The 21,784-nt window shown below is 42.2% G+C and carries 15 protein-coding genes; 6 read left to right on the forward strand and 9 right to left on the reverse strand.

All coding sequences use genetic code 11. The features are described 5' to 3' along the window. The 3 genes from LEP1GSC058_RS01480 to LEP1GSC058_RS01490 all read left to right on the forward strand — a co-directional run. Window positions 1–553 (forward strand): low molecular weight phosphatase family protein (locus LEP1GSC058_RS01480; RefSeq protein ID WP_039947894.1); only part of this gene is annotated, 553 nt, incomplete at its 5' end. 450 nt (window positions 554–1,003) lie between these two features. Next, window positions 1,004–9,658: a TIGR04388 family protein gene (locus LEP1GSC058_RS01485; RefSeq protein WP_232224588.1), complete on the forward strand. Its 8,655-nt coding sequence runs from the start codon at window positions 1,004–1,006 to the stop codon at window positions 9,656–9,658. Next, window positions 9,642–10,163 carry a hypothetical protein gene (locus tag LEP1GSC058_RS01490; protein ID WP_016548149.1) on the forward strand — a complete coding sequence of 174 codons (522 nt, stop codon included), beginning with the start codon at window positions 9,642–9,644 and terminating at the stop codon, window positions 10,161–10,163. The genes LEP1GSC058_RS01485 and LEP1GSC058_RS01490 overlap by 17 nt, the downstream gene beginning before the upstream one ends. Before the next feature lie 235 nt (window positions 10,164–10,398). Here the strand turns inward: LEP1GSC058_RS01490 and LEP1GSC058_RS01495 are convergent, their stop codons facing one another. From LEP1GSC058_RS01495 to LEP1GSC058_RS20245, 4 genes are all read right to left on the reverse strand, one after another. Further along, complete coding sequence (locus LEP1GSC058_RS01495) at window positions 10,399–11,460, reverse strand: integrase core domain-containing protein (protein ID WP_016548047.1); 1,062 nt, start codon at window positions 11,458–11,460, stop codon at window positions 10,399–10,401. 532 nt (window positions 11,461–11,992) lie between these two features. Continuing rightward, window positions 11,993–12,322 (reverse strand): type II toxin-antitoxin system RelE/ParE family toxin, encoded by a 330-nt coding sequence (locus tag LEP1GSC058_RS01505; RefSeq protein ID WP_016548184.1) that lies wholly within the window; start codon window positions 12,320–12,322, stop codon window positions 11,993–11,995. Further along, the gene (locus LEP1GSC058_RS01510; RefSeq protein WP_016548275.1) at window positions 12,312–12,521 is read right to left on the reverse strand and encodes a hypothetical protein; all 210 of its coding nucleotides are present in this window, start codon (window positions 12,519–12,521) and stop codon (window positions 12,312–12,314) included. Before LEP1GSC058_RS01510 ends, LEP1GSC058_RS01505 begins: the two co-directional genes overlap by 11 nt. Beyond that, window positions 12,518–12,676, reverse strand: coding sequence for a hypothetical protein (locus tag LEP1GSC058_RS20245; protein WP_016548216.1), 159 nt, complete (start codon window positions 12,674–12,676; stop codon window positions 12,518–12,520). The genes LEP1GSC058_RS01510 and LEP1GSC058_RS20245 overlap by 4 nt, the downstream gene beginning before the upstream one ends. A 381-nt stretch (window positions 12,677–13,057) precedes the next feature. Between LEP1GSC058_RS20245 and LEP1GSC058_RS01515 the strand changes: the two genes are divergently transcribed. Both LEP1GSC058_RS01515 and LEP1GSC058_RS01520 read left to right on the forward strand, forming a co-directional pair. Further along, window positions 13,058–13,510: a TIGR04388 family protein gene (locus LEP1GSC058_RS01515; RefSeq protein WP_156860630.1), complete on the forward strand. Its 453-nt coding sequence runs from the start codon at window positions 13,058–13,060 to the stop codon at window positions 13,508–13,510. Window positions 13,511–14,125: 615 nt separating this feature from the next. Continuing rightward, window positions 14,126–14,449 (forward strand): phasin-related domain-containing protein, encoded by a 324-nt coding sequence (locus LEP1GSC058_RS01520; RefSeq protein WP_039947900.1) that lies wholly within the window; start codon window positions 14,126–14,128, stop codon window positions 14,447–14,449. 278 nt (window positions 14,450–14,727) lie between these two features. On the opposite strand, the gene LEP1GSC058_RS01525 is transcribed toward LEP1GSC058_RS01520, so the two are convergent. The 5 genes from LEP1GSC058_RS01525 to LEP1GSC058_RS01545 form a co-directional block, all read right to left on the reverse strand. Further along, complete coding sequence (locus tag LEP1GSC058_RS01525) at window positions 14,728–15,966, reverse strand: acyltransferase family protein (protein ID WP_016547837.1); 1,239 nt, start codon at window positions 15,964–15,966, stop codon at window positions 14,728–14,730. A 255-nt stretch (window positions 15,967–16,221) separates the two neighbouring features. Beyond that, window positions 16,222–17,406 (reverse strand): hypothetical protein, encoded by a 1,185-nt coding sequence (locus tag LEP1GSC058_RS01530; RefSeq protein ID WP_016548121.1) that lies wholly within the window; start codon window positions 17,404–17,406, stop codon window positions 16,222–16,224. A 13-nt stretch (window positions 17,407–17,419) separates the two neighbouring features. After that, window positions 17,420–18,094: a hypothetical protein gene (locus tag LEP1GSC058_RS01535; RefSeq protein ID WP_016548187.1), complete on the reverse strand. Its 675-nt coding sequence runs from the start codon at window positions 18,092–18,094 to the stop codon at window positions 17,420–17,422. A 767-nt stretch (window positions 18,095–18,861) separates the two neighbouring features. Continuing rightward, a complete protein-coding gene (locus LEP1GSC058_RS01540; RefSeq protein WP_016548063.1) occupies window positions 18,862–19,575 on the reverse strand; it encodes a hypothetical protein in 714 nt (237 codons plus the stop codon). A gap of 118 nt (window positions 19,576–19,693) precedes the next feature. After that, window positions 19,694–20,644, reverse strand: a complete 951-nt coding sequence (locus LEP1GSC058_RS01545; RefSeq protein ID WP_016547891.1) for a spermine/spermidine synthase domain-containing protein — start codon at window positions 20,642–20,644, stop codon at window positions 19,694–19,696. Between the two features lie 271 nt (window positions 20,645–20,915). Here LEP1GSC058_RS01545 and LEP1GSC058_RS20250 point away from each other — a divergent pair, with 271 nt between their 5' ends. Continuing rightward, on the forward strand, window positions 20,916–21,449 hold the full coding sequence (locus LEP1GSC058_RS20250; protein WP_039947902.1) for a helix-turn-helix transcriptional regulator: 534 nt from the start codon (window positions 20,916–20,918) through the stop codon (window positions 21,447–21,449). The last annotated feature ends 335 nt before the right edge of the window (window positions 21,450–21,784 follow it).

Below are 21,784 nucleotides of genomic sequence, written 5' to 3' on the forward strand. Positions count from 1 at the left end.
AAAGGAAATATTACTTCAATTTTCAAAATCGATAAGAGAAATAAAGAACGAGCAAGATTATTCGGAGACGATCTTTGTTTGTTCTCACAATTCGCGCCGTAGCCAAATTGCCCAAATGTTCGCTTTAGTCTGTGCTGAATATCTTGGGATTTCGGGTATAGGATCCTATTCGGGAGGTACGGAAGTCACCGCTTTCCATCCAAACTCTGTCGAAGCTCTATTGGAAATAGGGTTTAAAGTGGAGAAGGAAAAGAATTCGAACGATAACCCAAGGTACTGGGTTTCTTATAAAGAAAATAGCATCCCTATCCTTGCTTTTTCAAAATTATATTCCAACGTCGTAAATCCTAGTAAAAAGTTTATAGCAGTAATGGTCTGTTCTTCGGCTGATGAGGCTTGTCCTTTTGTCATAGGAGCCAAAGCTAGGATTAGCCTCCCTTATCCTGATCCTAAATCCTCCGATGGCATGCCTAAAGTTCTTGAGACATATTTAGAAACTTGTAAAACGATTGCGAGAGAACTTCTTTTCGCAATGAAGAATATTGCGGCTTGAAGGAAAAACTTCCTTGCTAACGAATTTGGAGCGAATTCATATTATCCGTCCTCTGAAACTCCCGAGTACCGGTGTTCAGCGTCCATATTCTTTAACAAAACCTCGAATTCCATCTCATCTCTAGAAACCGATTACGCAAATGCCGGAGCTTATCGCGCACAAGTTATCTCAGGCGGCCCGTTATTTTTAGTTTTAGCATTTTGATAAAAATTTAATTTTTAATTGCCTATTTGATAAGAATGGTGAGCCTTGACACAGTTTCGCTATATGTTCATGCTCTTGCAATATATTTTGCTTTGGCGGTCTTTGGCGTCCAACAGTATTTTTAAGCCCTTTGGTTGCGGTTTAAGGGTTTTTGTGCCGGGGAGTTTAGAACGAATGAATTCGATCTTGAAAATTATTCAAAATATCCTAAAATGGAATAAAAATTTCTCTTCCATAGGAGTTTCAATGAGATCTCAGGTAGTTTTCTTTTTACTTTGTTTTTTCGTTTCATTGGACTCCGTCTTTCCCCAGCCTGCGGGAGTTCCCCAATTGAATCCTCAGGTCTATAATTGGCAGAATTGGAGTTCGCAATTGCAGCAATCGTATTCGGTTGCAAACGGTTCCCATAATATTTCCAATTGGGATGCCGTTATGTTGCAAAGCTATGCTGTTTTGCAATCGGAGTGGCAGGCTGAAATCCAGATGCAGATTTCTTCCTCGGTGAGTAAAATCAATTCGCAAGACAGCTTTATGAGCGTTCAGGATTATAAGAATTACGTATACGACGCGCTGGAAAGCCAGGCTTCGTCCTTATTGACTCAATGGCAGGTGGATGCGGAACGTTCCATTCAACTGGAGAGAAATCAATTCATCGATACGTTCTATTCCGGTAATGAGGCGCAGGTTACCTCCTTAAAGAATCATTTCGATTCGGAATTTCAGAGTTTTATCTCCGGTAAATCTCCGTCGTTAAGCGGTGTTTTTGCGGGTAACGGGAATCTTTTGGCGAACTCCCAGATTTCTTTGCAGCAGTTGGAGCAGCAATGGTACAGTCAATTCAACTCTAATATTCAAAACGGTTTATTTAATTATCAGCAAGCTTTGCAATCTTTGAACGGGGATTATGCCAAACTTCTGAATCAGATCAATTCCACCGAGGCTCAGTACCAAGCTTATCTGCAACAGATTCAATCCTATGAAGCGAGTGTGAAGGATCAGATCAAGCAGACCATGGACGGCTACCAACAATTCTTGAATAGCACGGATCTTTTTTGGAATACCGCGTCGGCTCTCTATGATTCCAAAGCGAACGGGGGTGCAGGCGGTTACGTTTCGGCTCCGGCTTGTACGGGGAACGATATCTGTGCGGATTATTTGTACGACGTGACCTCTGGCCAATTTACGAGTTCCTGCAGGCACGGCGATGTTTGTATCACTTTACGTTATGATACTTCCACGCAAAGTTATTTGAGTCCGACTTGTCCGAGCGGCGGAGATTGTTCTTCGAACCCGTCCAAGAATATTTCGATCCACACCTCTCTGAACGGGGATGGGGTCGCTCTTCAGAACGTGATTAATTCTATCGAGACTGCTATCACTCAAGGTATGACTTCGTACGGTATCTTCGATTCCACTACGGGGAAGCTTTTGAGTTATCCTCAGACTTGCTTAAATAACGGCGCGGTTTGTAGCGCGGGTCAGTTCGATCTTTCCCAATCCAAGTTCTTTACGTCTTCCGTTTGTCCTACAGGAGACATCTGCTATAACGCGGTTGTGGATTCCACGAACCCTTCGGCTATCGCCGGCCTTTATTACGCGAATTCTTGTCCTCAAGGCGATGCGAATTGCATCGTCTGTCCTTCTACCGGAGGCTCTCAGGATTCCTGTCAGATCCAGTCGTTTGAAGCCTCTCTCATGTATGCCGCTGCGACTATGTCTTCGTTTCTGGCTCGCGAGCAGGGGATGGTCAATTCTCAATTGACGAATATTTTAAGCGGTATCGGCGGTGGAGGCACTCAGTCCATCGATTTAGGGGGTTTCGATCCGTTTAATCATTCCTTGAGACCGTCCCATGGTCCTAACACTCTGTACATTACGACCCAGGATTTTTTAAGCGGTCAATTCGATTTGTCTAAGCGAACCGGGCTCGTGGGTTTGGCCTGGGAAATCGTGAATTATATCGGGGGAGGTATCTCCGAAACCGATTTTGCCAACTGGATTATGAACGCTGCCTCGGCGGGGAATTCTTCGGTTTGTCCGGGGTCCAGTCCCGGCAGCGGTAGTCCTACGATTTCCGGAGATACTTCTAACTCCAACGATTTCGATGCGGGTTGTTTGGGTCAGTCTTTACGGGGTTTGACTCCAGGGTTGATCGTGACCGCTATCAGTCGTGCGCTAGGGCAAACGGATCTTATCGCATTTAATGATCGGAACTATATCGGTAACAGTTTTATGATTATAGAAGGAGGTCCGAATAACTGGAATCAGGACCCTGCGTATTGTCATGACTGGGTGGGTTGTTTTTTTAACCCCTTTAGTCACACGCCGGCAATCGGAGACGCTAATCAATGGTTCCAGCAGAATCAAACGACAAACAGCGGATCAGGGAATAACTTTTATAATTATACGGAAGATCAGGCCGGCGGGGGCGGTCTTCTTCGAAATACCATTATGACGGAGGATTCCATCGGCATCGTATTGAATTATACGACGACCGATACGAATGCTCATGCTAACGCTCTTACTTGGCAGGCGGTGAGCGCCCAACTCCAAAGTTTCGCTTATAATTGGAACGGGAACATTTTTCCGGCGATCAGCAACTGGACTTCTCAGGTGAGCACGTACCAGACGCAGTATTTGAATTGGCAGAAGACGGAACAGAGTCTTCTTTCCCAGGCCCAAAGCGATTATTCGAATGCGTTAAGCGGTTTACAAAAAAGTGAAATGCTATGGCTCACGAATATGAGTGCTCTCCAATCGAAAGCGAATAGCGATTTTTCCGCGGCCAATAATAAACTTAGGGATTCCAAAAACCAGTCGGATAGCGAACTACTCGCACGGGAACTATTCGGTGTCTTAAATCCTAAGAATTTCCAAACGGGGTCGAGTTTTTCGGATAACCCTAGCGGTTTCGATCTAAATCCCAAAACTCATTCGAATCTTTTCAATTCCGCTCTTTCGTTTTTGGAAGGGGTCGATGCGAGAGCGAATCTTCCTAGCTTTTCCGTCCTCCAAGGGATTTCGGATTCTTTTTCGAACGCCAGCACAGGAGTCGGAAACCTCAGTCTATTATCCTCCACGAATAACGCGCTTGTGAACGCTCGTTCGAATTATATGCAGCAACTCGCGGATTCCATGAAGACCGAGAGAACCTTTACCCAGAACGGTGAAAGCAATCTTTTGAAAGATCACGGGAATCTTTCCACCAAGGAAGTGGGGGACACTACGTATCTAGTGGATAACCGGGGCTATTTTGTTCATTGTAATTCCAGCGGGAATTGCACTTCCTGCGGGACCGACGTTAACGATTGTGCAGGTTCCAAGGCAACAGATATAGGCGCATTCTTGAAAAACGTATGCGGGGAAAAATTGGACTCCTGCAACCAATACACTAGACTTAAATATTCCAACGTTCAATTCGATAAACAGTCGGGTACGATCAGCTTGGATCAGTCGGTTTATAGCGGAAAAGCGAACGATTGCGGGAATTCCCAAGACGCGAGTACGTATTGCTTCGAAGCTTCGACCCAGCATTTGACGATCCATGGTCCAACGTTTGCGTTAGGTCAGGGTGCGAACAGCTTAGGAAATATTTTCGACGGAAATCGGGATCACGGGGAGGATAAGATCATGTCCTCGTTCGTGGGTCGGACGTTCGAGAATTTGAATAATTTCTTTGCGAACGGAAATTATACGGGTTCGATCTTGGCTTCTGTGAACCATCTGGATTCGGTGAATAATTATAATTCCCAAGCGGCAAGTAATAGCGCGTCCGCTCAGGCACATACAGCGAACTTGATCGCAGACTATATCCAGACGGTGGTTTTTCAACAGGGCAGCGTTCAGGATTTTATTAAACAAGAAACTCATAATATAGTCCAAAGCTTTATCGCTACATCGATTGCGAACACTTTCCATTTGACTCCTGAAGCGGCGGCCTTTCTTGCGGGTGCGTATCTAGATCACGAGGCGTATAAGGCAGCGGAACGTCATTTAGGGATTTTGAAGCCGATCGACAATATGCTGAAATATATGGTTCTGGATGGAGGCACTCTAAACGGAGCTATGGGCCTCGAAATGAAACTGAGCCACGCGGACGACTTGAGAGCGATCCAACAATGGAAAGATGATAAATACGCGGCCTACGGTCAAATCGTAGCGGAAGCGATGAGAGTCCAAAACATGCCGGCAGACCAGATCGCACTTGTGATGCAGGTGGTAACGGAATATTACCGAATGAAAGACGCGAAAATGGAACTAGGAATGAGAGGAGCCATGCTTTCCTTGCCTAGAATGGAAGGAATGATCCATGCCATGACAGCTTCTTTAGGCGGAGCGGTAGCGGAAGTGGAAGGAGGTTTTTTCAAAAACATAGCTCATGATTTACAATCTGTGGGATTGGTATCGGAGAGACAAGAGAGGAAGTTCGAGAAAGATCTGAGATATGTAATAGACGATATCAAATTAGTATATGATAAGAATGCGATCAAGGGTTGGCAGGCGGATGTGGTCGCAATTTCGAAGGATGCGGTACAGCTCTACGGGAAGCAACAAGGACTGGATCCAGGATACGTGAACCAAGTAGCGGATATGATCGGTAAGATGGTATCGAGAGAGCAGGCGAGATCAGAGCTACGAAAACTATATTTAACGGAAGATATACTCAGTGTAGGAGGGAGCGCCCTCGATCGGGCGTTGTTTAAGGGAGGATTGACTAGCTTGAGTATGCAACTTGTTCGAGGATTTCTCACGTCTCAGGCGGATATAGGGAGGTCACTCGGACTATTTACAAACGGGCAAGCGAAGGATTTTTATAAACAAACGAAAGACTGGTCGAGTAATATAACAGGCTCCGCACTGTTGGCGCAATCTCACCAGGGAGATCTGGACAAACACTGGTGGAAGCAACAAGAGAGAGCTCTCGTATTCGATTTGATCGGCAAAGCGTTGGACCCGAACGGAGATCCAGCGGAACAACATCTAATCGGACAGCTATTGCAGAGTGTATTCGATCAAAGAGAAGCGAAGAAGAGAGCAAGAGAAGAAAGAGTCCACGAAGCAGCAGAGGCTGTAGAGATCGCTGCGAGCGTGGCGCTTACGGTATTTTCTGCGGGAGCGGGAAGTCAAACACTTGTGGAAACCTTGATGACGATAGGCAAGGACCTTAAGAACCTGATAACACTTTCCGGAGATGCGTCGAGCCTAATCAGAGCGACTGCAGTGGTCGCGGATGTAGCGGCACAAACATACGTGGGTAGCAAAGACGGAGGGAAGAACGGAGCGGTAGCCGGATTCGTAAACGGACTCTTGAGCGTAATGACTCTTTACAAAGAGATCCCGATTACAGGCTTTGTGTCTTGGACGCCTCATCAAAACTCGGATATACTTTACGGAACAGATAACCAAAAGGGAGGTTGGGGAGGAGGAGTTGTCTTTGCATTACCCGGAGAAGGGAGGCTCCCGATTAACGCAGGACTGACATTTACTCCCGGAAGCGGACTAGACGTGAATCTGAATTATAATCTTCGAGGAGGGTATCTTGGAATCGATTATAATTTTGCGAGTGGGAACTACACAGCGAACGGAGGAATGGATGTCTGGGGAGATAAGAGCGGACTTCATCACGGAGGATTCTCTGTATCCGCAAGTAAGGACGGAAGCGCTAGCGTAGGAGGATATTATAACTACGGTAAGGGTAGCACACCTCCGAACATGAGGGGCCATGGGGGAACGTTTACGTATTCGAATGATGGAAGATTCACCGCGTCGGGTCAGATCTTAGGGGGAAGTGCTGCATCGGTATCGTACAACACAAACAGTCATAGATTCGAGAAAGTAAGAGGGAATGAGAACTGGCAGAATGAGATGCTGCTTTCGAGAGTTCAGGAGAGTTCGAACGCACTCTTTAATCGGACAGGGGAGAAATTCGCAGAGCCTACGGGTAAGGCATTAGTAACCGGAGGTATTCTCAGCGAATCGGATCGGGTGAGCATCATGCAACAGGAAGGCGGAGCTCAAAGGATCTTGGACTTATTTGATGAACATAAGACAGAACTCTTGAACGGACCGGCAGGAGAGAGAATCCGAGGGGACCTATATGAAATCGCAGAATTATCGGGTAAGCGATTAGAGTTGGTGAATGATTCAGCGAAAAATCCGTTTGATAAGTTTTTCAGGCGGTTGGGCGGAGATTTCAAGAGAGCGTTCGGGATTGCAGACAGTGGTTTGATGTCGATGGACGAGGATGGAAATTGGAAAGTATCTACGTGCTTTGACGGTTCTCAAGAGATCTCGACTCCTAAGGGAAATCGTAGAATCGACTCGGTGAAAGTAGGAGAGGAAGTCAATACGCTTAACGAAGAGACAGGAGAGATAGAAGTCAAAAGAATCACGGAAACGTATGTCCACGATGTGAAGTCAGTTCATACGATTGGATATGAAAACAATATTACAGTGACGACCACGTGGAACCACCCGTTTGCAGTCTTGAACGCAGGAGAACGGAACCGAAACTCAGGAGTAGAAGGAAACACTTGGGTGAAAGCGGAAGACTTAAAAACCGGAGACAGAAGCATTACGAAACGGAGTATCCGACGAGCCAAACTGAAGACTCGTTTAGCGAAAAGCTCGGTATTATCGGCAGCCTCTTTGATGATCGGAGAGAATGCGTATAGCAGAGAGTATCAAACGAACTGGGAGACTGAAAGAGAAGGAACACTCGGAATCCGCAAAGTGGAAGAAGTTATTCGGTCCAAAAAAGTGTATAATATCGAAGTCGAAGGGAATCATAACTATTTTATTAAAGTAGGGGATGAGCTAGTTGTAGTTCATAATTACCCGAACTCGTCCGCTTACGAACTAGATAAAGGGATTCGCTTAACGGAACAAAACGAGAAAATGGCGTCCGAGTTAAAGGGTGCGATAGAGAACCCTACTTTTTTTGAGAAACTCTTCGGGTTCGGAAAGTCGGACGTGAATGAGGAAGTGAAATCGAAGCTGCAAGAGTTAAAAATCCTAATGAGCCAGAGAGACAAGTTTGCGGAATCCGTGGGAGCGACGGAAAGTATCTCTGCTGCGAAGAGATCGGAGAAATTCGTAGAGCTACTGAAAACGGAAGAGGTAGCCAAGCAGAGGGTATCGGATTTAACGAAACTCTTAGATGATACGAGCCTAAGATTAAAGGATAAGACTCTTTTACCGGAGGAAATCAAGGGACTGAAGGCACTTTCGAAATATGTAAGCGATAAGCTTTTCAGTGCGAAACAAGACTTGGCAGTAGCGGAAAAAACAACGAGTAAGACTCTTAGAGAGCAAGCACAGAAAAATCAAACGAAGATACAATCCTTGGCTTCATCCTCCTTTTTCGAAGTTCGTTCGAACCTAGACGAAAAGGCAAGCAAGCTGAACAAGGAGTTGAGAAGACTTCAATTGCAGAAAGAATCTTTGGAAAGCGCGTCAAGACTGAACCCGAAAGACGTAAGCTTACGGAATCAAATCGCAGACATATCAGCTAGTATTTCAAAATTAAGCGGTAATGCGGGTGGTCGCTATTTGGAATTGTTAAAGTCGAGTGATAGGGGAATAGACGTAAGAGCTTCTGAGAAATCGGCACAGAGATTATCCGGGATGGATATAGAAATCCGAAACAAAATCAAGGAAGTGATTTCGGTATTACCTAAGAATCCGAACGGAGAATTTACGGGTAGGTTTTCGTATTTGAATACGAAAAATCCAGCGGAAGAAAACATCAAAGCAATCGAGAAGAAACCGAACTACTTCGATCCAGAAAACAAGGATCACATTTTGAGATTCGGTTCTACCGGGATGCCGGGAGAAAGTGAAATCCGTACTGCAATGGAATTGGAGTTAAGTAAAGGGGCACCCATTTCGCAAAATCTACGAAAGCCACTAATGAGCGAATCTCAGTTTGAAGAAGCGATTCGTCGTGTAACTGAAAAACCGAATATACCGAAGATAGAGACGAATATTTTCGGACAGCCAACGGAAGAATCGGTTCGTGCTAGAGGTGAAGCGTTACTCAGATACACGGATCCAGTAATAAACGGACAAGGAAGCGGTAAAGGAATGACGGCTCAGTCATCGACCCTCTTGGAAATGGTCCGGCAGATGGGAGCGGATAAATTCGGTCCGAACCCTGAGTTAGTGAAACGTGCATCGGCAGTCTTCGAGGAAACGAAAGATAAGATACGGACACTTACGACGAAATATGAGAACGGGGAACTTACCAAAGGGGAGTTTGAAGTTCAGAAATCGTCAGTACTTCGGACGAGAGACGGAAACTCGGACGTGATCGCGCTACGAGATGCGCAATCCGTGAAAGAATTTGTGTTTCAGAGGGATAAATCCGGAAAATTGGTTTCGAGCCGAGAATTGGCCGGGAAGATGTCAGGAGCAATATGCCGAGTGTTATCGAACTATACGCAAGCGATCTTTACTCATAAAACGAACCTTAGCTTTGGTGAATATATGATCAACAAAATGCAGAATGGTGACGTAAGAATGAGTGGTGGAGCGCCTGTTTTTGATATGGGTAAGATGCGAGGATTTGAAGATAGACTTTCAAAATCCTTTGACCCGACTGGAATTACTCTGCAAAATAACTTCCCAGATCTATCGTTCAAGGACGGAAAAATCGTAGGTGTAACAAACCCGATTAATATAGACGCCTGGAACAAATTTGTAAAAAGTTTACCGGAAGGAGCCGCGATCCAGGTCTGGGGGAATACGGACAGTACGTTAGGTCCAAATCACTTCTGGATATTGTATAAGAAAGGTGGAGTCATGTATGATTATAACAATAATGGGGAAAGGAATGAGTATACTGGCAAGGCTAATGAATTTGACTTTTTGGAAAATTCGATATATGGGATTTATTATTAAACCAATAGTACTTCTTTTACTTGCTTGTATTAACATTTCATGTAAAGAGAAAACTCCTTACGAAAAATATTATAGCGATAACTTTATCATTTCGGACGCAAAAGAATTGAATACTGCTTTTGCTTTCACTGGCGGGGGAAATATAATTTCCTACGCTCACCAATCGGGCAAGTTTAAGCAAACTTATTTGCAGAGTTGTTTATATATAGATCCTTATAAAAAAATATTAACTTTTTCTTTCGCTAAAATTCCTGGTACATTTAACCTTAAGATTATTAATTATATAGATGATAATCTTTATATCGCAAATGACCAAAAAGAAGTCATAGAGATAAAGTTAGACAAACCTCAAGGATATGCTTTTAAAATATTCGATATCAATTCAGGAAGGCGCTTGGGAATGGGTGCTCCCGCCACCAAAACTCTGCAAGAATGCAAAGAATCGTACGAAGATGCCCTGGATGTAGAAGGGAACTATAGTGTTCCACGGGGTCCTACGGATTGATGAGATTTGAGAAGACGGAAACCTGTGCCTCGCAAAAACTAAAATAACGGAATTAATTTAAAATATAACGAAAATTAAATGTTCCATTCCCGGTAATATTGGTGGAATAAATGAAAGAATTTCTTTTTAGTTTTAAAAAAGAGGTTAGTTAGAGGAGCATTCTGTTTCGCTCAGGGCATGGCTTTTTCGTATTCGGAATTTCGAATGCTATTTAATATCGGTTGTTAAATATTTCTTACGCGGTTTTTTTGTAAGAATAAGTATGATATAGTCCACCGAGAATCGGGGTAGAAACGAGTTTGGCATCGGGTGGCCTTTCCAGAATACAGGACGGGATAGGAGTGTCCTTGTGCAGGGCCAAATGGGTTCTATGGTGATTGTAAAAATGAATAAACTCATCTAAATTTTTTCTAAGATGGTATTCGTTGATCGGAATAAAGAAATCCAAGAATTCGTTCCTGCAAGTTTTAATCCACCGTTCCGCATAGCAATTTTGCCATGGAGACTTTCTTGCGGTCTTTTTATGCTTAATTCCGATTCTTTCCAAATACCTAGTAAATCGTTTTCCGAATAGTGGATCGTTATCGGAAAGGAAGTAGCTGATCCTTTTCTCTTGTTTTCGAATCGCGCATTTCAGAACCCTCCTCATCCATCTAGTGGTCGGATTGGTGTGGATATCGAAGTGCAAAATCTGCCTTGATCCGACATGAAGGAAGAAAACTACCCGAAAGATTTTACTAAAATTAGCGGAATAAACGGTAAAAGTATCTGAAGCAAGCATAGCATCGGCGTGCAGAGAATAGAATTGCTTCCATAAAAGTCTTTTCTTCGGATCTGGAGGTCGTTTAGGGATGTATTTAGAGACAGTCCGTTCGGAGATATCGTATCCGAGTTTTCTAAGTAGACCGTGAAGCTTGGTTGCTCCCCAGATCCCATTTTCTTTAGCGACTTTTCTGATTAGCTTGATTAGGGTCCAGGGGGTATTTGGCCTACCCGGTTTTTTTCTTCCGGAAATCATTGCCCAGAAGATTTTGAACTTTTCTTTCCGCCATTTGAGAAGGGTGTCCGGAGAAACGATAGCCAGATTCGCTTTCCAATCAGGAAGAACGTAGGAAAGAAGAAGAAGGGTTAGTCGTTGGAATGGTTTGGTATGGAATTTTTTCTTTCTTCGTTTCTGGGCTAAGATTTGTGTTTTTAAGAATAAGATTTTAAACTCCGTCTGGGTTTCCGTCTTAATACTATATATGAAGTAAAATAGAAAGGCGATATTTGCTAGAATCGATAATTTATAATACATTCTCGATCACTTTTATTTAAATCGTATAAAAGTATAGAAATAATTCGCCCCAGGAAGCCAGGCATTTTTACTCTGGCTTGTCCACAAGTCTTTAAAACGAATCCTTATTGCACTTCCTTCAGAAAGTCTCTGAGTTCAGAATCTGCAATATTCGCTTTTTCTGATTTATTATAAATGAAGAGATGAAAGACGACCTCTTTTGCGAGCACCACACAAGAGATGAGCCTTGCTCCTCCGCCGGACGGTGAGTGGTGGTCCTCAATAGAGGGGATTTGCCCCTTTGAGTTTCTCAACCGATTGGAACGAAAAGCCAATTTAGTCCGACCATTAAAAAAGCCCGATTTCCGTCCCTTTTTTTACCGAATTTTACCGTTTTTTACTTCTACCGCTGCTAAAAAAAGACATCCGGCTGTCCTACTTGAATGATAAGGCGTTTCGACGCTCTTTGCTAGTGGGGAATTGCCCCACCTAGATGCCCCATTGCGAGACGAGATCTTTTGCGGAAATTGTGGATGAAATCATGGTGATATTCTTAGGATTGAATGAGCTTTAATAAATCCTCTCGTTCTTTGTCGGAGATATTTTCTTTTTCGGACTTATCGTAAACGGAAAGAAAGTAGACCTTATTCCCAGAGAGATAGAGGTAAGTGATGACTCTTGCTCCTCCGGATTTACCCTTTCCTTTGGAAGAGATTGCGAGTCGGATTTTGTAACAATCTTTTCCGAGTGAGACTCCTTGGACTGGATTTTTCTCCATAGAATCGACGAGTTTTTTAAGATCGTTTTTAATGGAACGATACTTTTTACATAAGGCTTTTAATTCCCGACTGAAAAGATCGGTGTATAGGATTTCAAATTTCATCTAACAGGGAACGAATTGATTTGAGCTTGATCTTACCTTGTTTGTCCAAGTTCACTTGCTTTACGGCTTCTTTAAACTCTTTGAGGGCCTTCGCTTTTGGCTCGGTCAGCGCTTCAGTTTTTTTGACAAAAGAGAATCCTTTCAAGACTTCCATAAGGAAAAGGGCTTTTTCGTCTTTGACGTCGACTATTATTTTCATGGTTTTAACTGACGATTTTTTAAGTAGTCTTCCAATGAAATAGATTTCTCGTTCTTAGCTTTTACTTTGTCGTAGAGACGAACATCTTCCGACTCTTCAGTTGCGAATTTCTTTCTTTTATCGTAGGTGCTGAATTGTGGGTTGATTGATTTCATAGTATTCTTTGCCGGTTGCTACCCGTTAAAGATGGCAGGTCCCCCGTTTACCACATTTTCCGTTTCATCAAGAATGCGTCGAGAAATTCGAGGATTTTTTCTTTGTCTTTTATGCGTACAAAAACTAAAGAAGCAGATGATTTTTCTGTTAAGTTGAATAGAGGAGATTGTAAACCTGAGGCTTGCGAGAACTAAAGAGGATGTATTCAGAATATCTCAGAAATATGTATTAAATTCGATTATGGCTTAAGAGTTAACGTTCACTGCACCGGCAGTGCGAAGAATCCTAAAATAGGATATTGAACATTGACAACGTTTCTTTGAAGAAGTCTGGTTAAACTTAAAAGAAGACAAGATCGCGGACTAAGTAGCGCGCCAGGGATGCGTAGGGCTTCAGTCCAACACCCGATTGAAATGCAGGTCAGGCTGACAACACAAGATGTGTTGGATGAGCGTGACTACGCGAACCCGAAGCAGCCCGGTCCTGCAAAGCAGGAGGCGCCCAAAATACTTAAACTAGGCATGCGAGGAGCCATGCTTTCCTTGCCTAGAATGGAAGGAATGATCCATGCATTGACGGCATCGCTGAGCGGAGCGGTTGCGGAAGTGGAAGGCGGCATCTTCAAAAATATAGCTCATGATCTACAATCTGTGGGATTGGTGTCGGAAAGACAAGAGAGGAAATTCGAGAAGGATCTGAGATATGTAATAGACGAAATCAAGCTTGTGTATGATAAAAATGCGATTAAGAGTTGGCAGGCGGATGTGGTCGCAATTTCGAAGGATGCAGTGCAGCTGTATGGGAAGCAACAAGAGAGCTCTTGTATTCGATAAAACCCTTTGGCGACATAATCTTAAGTCCTTTATTAGGAGCAAAATTGTTGTAGCTGTCCATCCAACTGTGAAGTTTCTGAAAAACTTCCTCCGTATCTGTCTAAGCTGTTTACACAACTGAATCCCTCTTGGATGTTTTTACAAATGCCTCTGCTATGCCGTTGCTTTCGGGAGAGTAAGTTGGGGTACTTTCCAGACTTCGAATCCCGAACTTTCTATAAAATTTACCGTTACTAAAGCCGGATATTGAGAACTGTTATCCGATTAGTACCGGGTGAATGGAGCTTTCGAGTCCCAGAATCTTTGTCCCTTAGTTTCAAAGACCATATCTCTAATCATTTCTCCGTCGATTCCAACTGCGGAACGAACGCAGTTGGAAATTTATCGAGCATGAAAAAGTAGCTGAAAACGCTACATGGATTCTTTTATAAATCAAAACAATATGTAACATTTATAAATCGTTCATTCATAAATTAGTTACAGTTGGGAAATAGACCAATATAATCGATTTATTACATTCGAAATACTTTTAATTACTCTCTAAGAAGCCGATTTTTGTTGACTCTTTCTTTTTCGGAATGTATAAACTCAGAGTTTTTACATCGGAGGAATTCAATGAACCTGGAAATGATGAATATCGTGAATGCTGGTATAGGTATTATAAGGGCGGGGCAGGCAAGGATCGAAAACACCAAAATGACGATTAAGAAAGGCTTCGACGATTTGGCGGCTAAAGGGGCAGCCGATAAAAGCGAGTCGTCCGTTCGTCTTCGCGATCTAACCGTCAAAGTCGTGGATAGCGTTAAGGAAACCAATGCGACGATCGAAAAAAATTGGAACGAAGTTCGTTCAAAATTATCGAATACTGTAAACGGTTTTTCGCCAAAACCGGCGGAAGCTCCGATTAAAAAAGGAGTCGCGAAGCCCGCGTCAGCGTAGATCGAATTGGGGATGTCGGTCTTACTCGATGTTATTTCGAAGATCAACATCCCCAAAAACTTAAACGCATCCGTGAAAAATTCCTATTGGTAAAAGGTTTTGTTTGTCGTCGCTTTTTACGGCAGTCGATCGATATCCTGGGAGCTAGTACTAAAATTTTACACTTTCTTTGTGCGTTTAGCTTGCCGACAAACTCTCGAACTCGAAATGGTTTGCGAGCGTATATTTCGATTTTCCTTAGTTACAAAGGCGCTAGGATTCTTGAATTGTTTGCCTTTTTATCCGGCGGATTTTCCGGATAAGGATTTTTTCATCCTAAGAAACCAGTATTCGAACGCGCAATATGAAAGTACGGCGATTAAGAATGTATTTAAGTAAACTTTAAAGAATAAAAGCAGAAAGCCGCTCCATTCGATACTATTATTATTAAAAAAAGCCTCCTTACTCAATTCTCCGGCGTATTTAAATGCAACGTACGGATGCCATAGATACATTCCGTAGCTGACTCGGGTTATGGGAATGAACCAACCGAACGAAAAAAAATTGCTCAGCAAAGAATTTGAAATCAATGAAAGTGCAATCAGTATCCCGTATCCTACATTCAATATGTTGAATCTAAAAGATAGAAAAAGGATGTCTTTAGGTTCGAATATAAGATAATGCGCGAAAACCAAGGCCGATAGGCTAATGATTATTAACAGAACCTGAAACGCCTCATTGAAACGCTTGCTTTGATTTTCGGCCAACCATTCTGCCAAAAGCATTCCGATTATAAATGCGTCAAATCGAGTATGCAGAGGGTAATAAATTCGTGTGAAATATTCACCTTCCTCGAGAACTTCCTGATGGAGGAATATTCGAAATCCCAACGGAATAAAGTATAATAGAACAAGAAATGCAATTCTTAATCTCTTGCGTAGTTTGAATAAGATCGTCAAACAGAGTAAGGGAAGTATCAAGTAGAATTGCCATTCTGACGCCAAGGACCAGGTATGTCCGTTTATTCCGTATTTATAATTAGAAAAATAAATTAAGTCATAAAACCAATTCGATAACTGTAGCTGGAACTTTTCTTTATCCGCTACAGGAAAAAAGGGATTATCCAGTAAATTCTTAAGAGTCGAATAGGTAACTGGTAATGTGATGGCTATAAATAAATAATACGCAGGAAAAATTCTGAACACTCGGTTTTTGTAAAACGTCGGAAGATTCAGCTCTTTCTGAATCTTCCAACTCTTTAGAAGTTCGCCATAAATCAAAAATCCGCTTAAAATAAAAAACAGATCCACACCGGAGGAAAGATTTAAGAAAATTCTATCCAGCCATTGAGGAAATGCTACGTAGTTCTTTCCGACTAACCAAAAATGATAGAATAATACAAACGTTATCGCAAAGAAACGAAAACCGTTTAAACTTTGCCGCTCTTCTTCCTTTCTACGAAAAATGCTCTTTAAAGGGCTTATTAGAATTGTGAATGCTATTCGGTAGATTTGGTGTTTCGAGAAAGTGTAATGCACTATTAGCCGACTCCGTTTATTCAAGGCGGATCCGGTAAGACCCTGCAATTCCCGTCTAAAGACGCATTAATATGGAGTACGCAAAGGATACGTCAATGAAAAAGTGTGGGGAGAATCGGCCGTTTCAGTGTTAGGCGCAATACGCTACGATCGAAACGATTGGATTTCGAATTTTATTTCGCTACTCGAGTTTACTTAGAACCTATTTCTTGCAGTAGGAAAAGAGGCTTCCGATATCAATCGTAGAGTACAACACTATTTGCTTCCGAACTCCTTATCATAAGCTCCTGCACCGTAAAGTTCGTCATACTTCGCCTTCATTTTTTCTCCGACCGCGATTCTTTCGGCAATTCGCCAATCCGATTTAGTCGCATGTAGTCCTTCCGCTTCCTTGATTAGTTCTTCTGTAGGAGCTCCACCCGGTTTGCAAAGTGGATAAGCTTTTTTAAGAAGTTCAATCTTAGACGCAGAAATAGAAACATCCACGTTTGTCCAAGCGAGAAGATACGTTTCGTGAGTGAAGATATCGTTCCAAGATAGATTAAAGGATTCGCTGAGTATTCTCTCCCGCTCCCTAAGCCTAAAAGGACTGAGTTCCTTCGTTCTGCGAATATTTTTAGGAGTTGCCGAAGGGTTTGTCGGATCCACCCATCGTTCATCTTTCGGGGCAAAATTAGTATACGAATCAAGCCAATCGTTAACTATATCGATCAACTTTTCCCAACGCTCGGTAATGGCTTTCCACTTAATAATCGCCGGCTCATGCTTCCATTCTATTTCACGCCTAGCTAATCCGAATTCGAAACTATCGGGAACTTTAAATGTAGCTTTCGCGGCTAGTTCGTCGAATTTTGATAAAATTTCTTCTCCCCTTTGAATATAGAGAGGAAGATTATAAAATTTAGCCCAATCAATATCCGTAACGAGCCCGTCTCGAAGGACAGCGGATCCTTCCATAACTTTGTCCAGACCTTTTTCGATCAGCAGGCGGAGAAACACCGGATAGGTTATTCCAGATTTACCCAGATCGATTACCGCCTGAACTCCCACACGTAGCAATGCGGCCGTTTTCGGTTTCATGATCCCTTTTTTTACGTCATCCTCATAACGGTCCAGAGCGCTTTGATAGGCTGAAAGCGTTTGCTTTAGAAAACCCTCATCTTCATCGATATCGGAGCCGGAAGATTGCGATGCGCTTTTTGCTGACCCGGCGAGAACTTGCGAATATGCGGCGCTAAAATTCGCAAAGCATCCCTCGGTCATAAGTTTGGCACTAAACGCACCAAAGTCGTCCATATCGGCGGCGTATTTTTCCATTTTATTCATTTCGGCAAGCATGCTGTCGAAAGCCGGGCCGGACAAATTTTTATCCTTACATTCCTGAACCATGTTTCGGAAAGTTCCTAACATCGGATCGGACATCATCTTATCAATAGGCATATTATTTTTCCTTTCAGGAAATTCCGATCAATCGTTTATGATCTTCAATTCTTCGTTTAACAACATCATCCGGAAACGGAATATTTCTTCTGTGACGAATTTCCCAAATCAGGCCGTAATCGTAATTCCAATCCGGCTTATAATTTCGATTATTCGGCAACGTCGTTTTTCGAAATAATTCCGCATGGTCTTTGATTTGCTCTGCGATGCTGTCCGTTACTTCCTGATACCACTCTTTAGGAACCTCGTCCTTAATGGCTTCGGCAACGATAAGATTCTCTATCGCCGTAAAATCGAAATAAAATCCGCTTATAAAATTATCGACCGTTATAAGAATGGAGACTTCCTGGTCGATTTTCGAGATTATTGTCGGCACATCCATCGCCGATTTTGCCTCGTCGATCTCTTTCAAAATTCGCTCGGAAGAGATTGCTCGAATCGGCTCTTCCGTTCTTTTAAAATGAGCGAGTCTTGCCGTCTCTTGGTCTTTTACAAGTGCGATAGCGCATTGAACTTCAGGATGCTCTTTCTCGACTATTAGGCGAAAATCTTCGAGCTTCGAACAACCTGCAATCGCGTCGGACATCCTTTTTTCCGCTATAAACGAACGAGAGTAGAGGGGATTCCCTTCGAATCGTCGCATCCGAGCGTTATAGTAAGCCGCATATTCCTCGTGCATTTTTTCCATAATTGTACTCCGCGATGAAATAATCTTAAGAAGCCAATTTTATCAAGAAAATATTTATTAATCGGATAATATTGTCAACGGCTAATTGACAATAAGCAGGAGATTAAAGTTTCCGAATTCTTTATCGCTCGTTTCGGAAATTTATTGATACCTTTCATTGAACGATATCCTTTTATAATAGCATAGGTTTCCCTGGAATACGCAAGTTGAGCGTAAATAATAGGCTGAAGACATTTGAAAGATTTGCAATGAATTTGGCTGATTGTCAGTTAAATGAATAGTCGCTGAAAAACGAGATCGACCGCCCGGATCGTATTTTAATCGGGTTCATAGTAGATTGGCCATATCTTGGTTAGGCACGTAAGAAAATATTGTGAACTAAAGATTCAAGAGAATATCTTAAATCAATGGATTCGAATAAAGTCGGATAGGCAGTATCGATAGAAATGCGTTCGAGCGACAAAAAAAGAAAGCATTCCAATCCTATGAAATTAGAATGCACTCTATTATAAAAACATAATGCTATTCGAAGCCCATAAATTCTTTTCGACTAAGCCCGATTCTCTACGGCATCTTCTTAATGGAAAGATTGCACATTTCAATATAATCGACTGAAATAAAAACTCTTTACAAGAATATTACTTCAGAATTGCAGTATAGTCTCGGCGAACCATAGTAGAAGCCATTAATCTCACTCCATTCTCTGTCGATAGCTTATTCTTGGCATATTTATATTTGGAAGTCGGAATTTCGCGATTTTAGTTGAGTCAAGGCTTAGGCTTACTAAGGAATTCCCGGAATTCCTTAGTAAAATCCGAATTTACATCATCCAAGCTCGCTTTCACTACCATCTCCCGCAAATGATGATCTTCCTTTCGTATCTTTCTATAGAATCCTTTATTTCTGAATGCGTTATAGGTCTCGTTAAAGACGATATTTCCTTGGGAATCTTCGACGATGTATTGCGCAGTGACTATGCACGTATATTCGTATAACAAAGTCAGCGCTACGATGGGAAATAAACTCTCTTCTACAACCTCGTACAGGAAAACGCCGGCTCCTAATTCGGAATGGCCCGTGATGACTGCAACAAGTAATCCGGTCGTTATCCCGGTAAAGATGCTCCATGCGACGACGGATCCTCGGATTTCACCCATATCCTTTATTTCGATACCGACAGTGTAGTCCGGATTGTCAATCGGCTCCGAACGCAGGTTAGATTGAAAAAGTTTATTATTTAAGTTTAATTTAATCCATTTTGCAAACTTCAACTTCTCTTTCTCAATTTTTTCGACGTTCTTTTCCTCTCCTTTAGCAGCTTCCGTTAAAGTACGTAAGCTATCGATTTTTATCGAAATGAAAGGGTCTTTGAGAACGACTATGGTCCGACCGTTCTTATTTTCCGGTTTTTCCTGGATTGTGCTCGCTGAACAATTAAGGAGAAATAAGAGGAGGGGGACTAGAATTGAAATTACTTTCATGTATTTCCAGAATTTCAATCTATCCAAGTATTTTCAAACATATTAGATTTTCTAAAAGGTACCGTTCCTTTAATCGGTTAATTCAAACTACAACAATCGAATTGTTCGGAGATCGCTTTCACTCCATTTCTTTCGGATAAATTGTAAGCGGCTTATCATCTTCGATAATACTGCCTTTACTCATAATATTCTTCCGTAGGTCTTTCGGCAGATTGGTTGTCCCGATAAAAGCATTGCCGTCGAATGAGCATAATTTCGACTCCAATTTTTTTTCGGCGATTATGCTATTGATTTTCTTGGGAGAAAGAGTCTCAAAGCTATGACTCTGGGAGCCGAGAAGAAATCCCCAGGTAGTGTAAAATGAGGGAATAAAAACCGTGTAGCTCAAGACATGTTTGAACGCGGTGGCTAAAGATCTTCGGATCACTGCGTGCTCAGACCAGTCGGCAGGAGTGAGTTCTAAGGCCTGAATCGCGATAATTCCGTCTTTCTTCAGCTTCGAGGAGCAGATAGAATAGAATTGTTTTGAATATAGATTGAGAATCGGATCGAATTTCTCCTCGACCCGTTCGCCAAAGCTAGACGTTAAATCCAAGATGATTACGTCGAAGCGTTCGTTCGTAGCTTCCAAATATTTACGACCGTCTTCAAAGATCAAATTAACTCTGCGATCTTGAAAAGCTCCTTTATGCCAATTTTGCATTTTCCGGGAAAAAAGTTGAACCAACTCCTTGTCGATGTCGACCATCGTCACCGATTTAATCGTATTATATTTCAGTACTTCTCTTAGCGTGGCACCCTCTCCGCCGCCGATTATCAAAACATGTTCGGTTTTCTTATTCAGCAAGCATGCGGGATGGACCAATGATTCATGATAAATATATTCATCTTGCGCTGCGGATTGTAATTCCCCGTCGATGATTAGGGTCTCACCGATAGAAGGCAGTTCAACAAATTCCACTTTTTGAAATTGAGTCTTTCCTGAAAAATAGGTCTTTCGCTTTCTGTAGAAATGAATCTCGTTTTCGTCGTAATAATCCATTATCCAGGATTTTGTATTGATTTCCAAATGCACTTTCCTCCGGAAAGAATGATATAAAAATTTACCTTAAAGTCGATTCGTACTATTATTTTCGTTTGAAAATATCTGAATGCCGCTACAAACTACTATTCTTATCAGCAGACGCAATACTGTGAAGTCAGCGGAGTGAAGCGTGCGAAAGGGAGTTTAACATGTCCAAGGCGATTGTATATAGGTACTATCCGCAATTGCGGGAATTACTTATTCATTTATCAACGCCGACTTTAATTTGCGGATTTATATCGATTGAGTTTGATTTATGAAAAATAACTTCAGGATAATATCCAGTTTATATTTATTATATATCGCGTTCGTCGTCGTCTGGATAGTAATGGAAGTTCTTTCCATTGAACAAATCTCCTTCTATAAAACCGGATTTTCCGTTCAAGTTAATTTCATCGAGGTCCTCCTGGGGATATCCAGTATAGTCATTTTTTTTAATTTATATTTGGAACTGTCGAATGCGAGAAAATTAGTCAAGGAAGCGGAGATAAGTCTGAGCAGGCAGACTATGAAATTGAACTTTCCGAGAGGAACTCAACTTGGAGAGGAATTTTGGAGATCGGTAAAGCTTCAATTCGGCAGGTGGGAATTAACTCCGTCGGAACAAGAACTCGCCAAGTATTTGTTAAGAGGGTTTTCGAATCCGCAAATTGCCGCTATCCGGAAAAAAAGTCTGAGAACTATAGAGAATCAAACTCTCTCAATTTACCGAAAGACCGGTATGACCGGGAAGCTGGAATTCATTGCCTATTTTATAGAACCGTTATTGCCGGAGGAGGAGGACGATTGAAAGCCGCTCTTTTCTCAAGTCAAAGATCGATAGTCGAATGCAAAGTTCGGATTGAAACGCTTAATGCGCTATGCAGGTTTGGCGAAAGTATGCCTTAAAGGCATCACGATCGTTCGGTTTCACGATTTTCGCGTAAGAACCGATCCCTGATTGACCAAATTCTTCCTCAGTAGTCAATAACTTTTATCCGAATACTTTACGTACGAACGATTTCATAGCTTATTATTCCCGATATTCCCCTTTTGCATACGGCTTCGGTCATATAACGACTCAAAAATCTTCTAAAATGATTGATTATTTTTAGGAGTTTAATTAAAGTCTTGCGTCTACTTAAA

Source organism: Leptospira fainei serovar Hurstbridge str. BUT 6, from assembly GCF_000306235.2.
Taxonomy (GTDB): Bacteria; Spirochaetota; Leptospiria; order Leptospirales; family Leptospiraceae; genus Leptospira_B; species Leptospira_B fainei.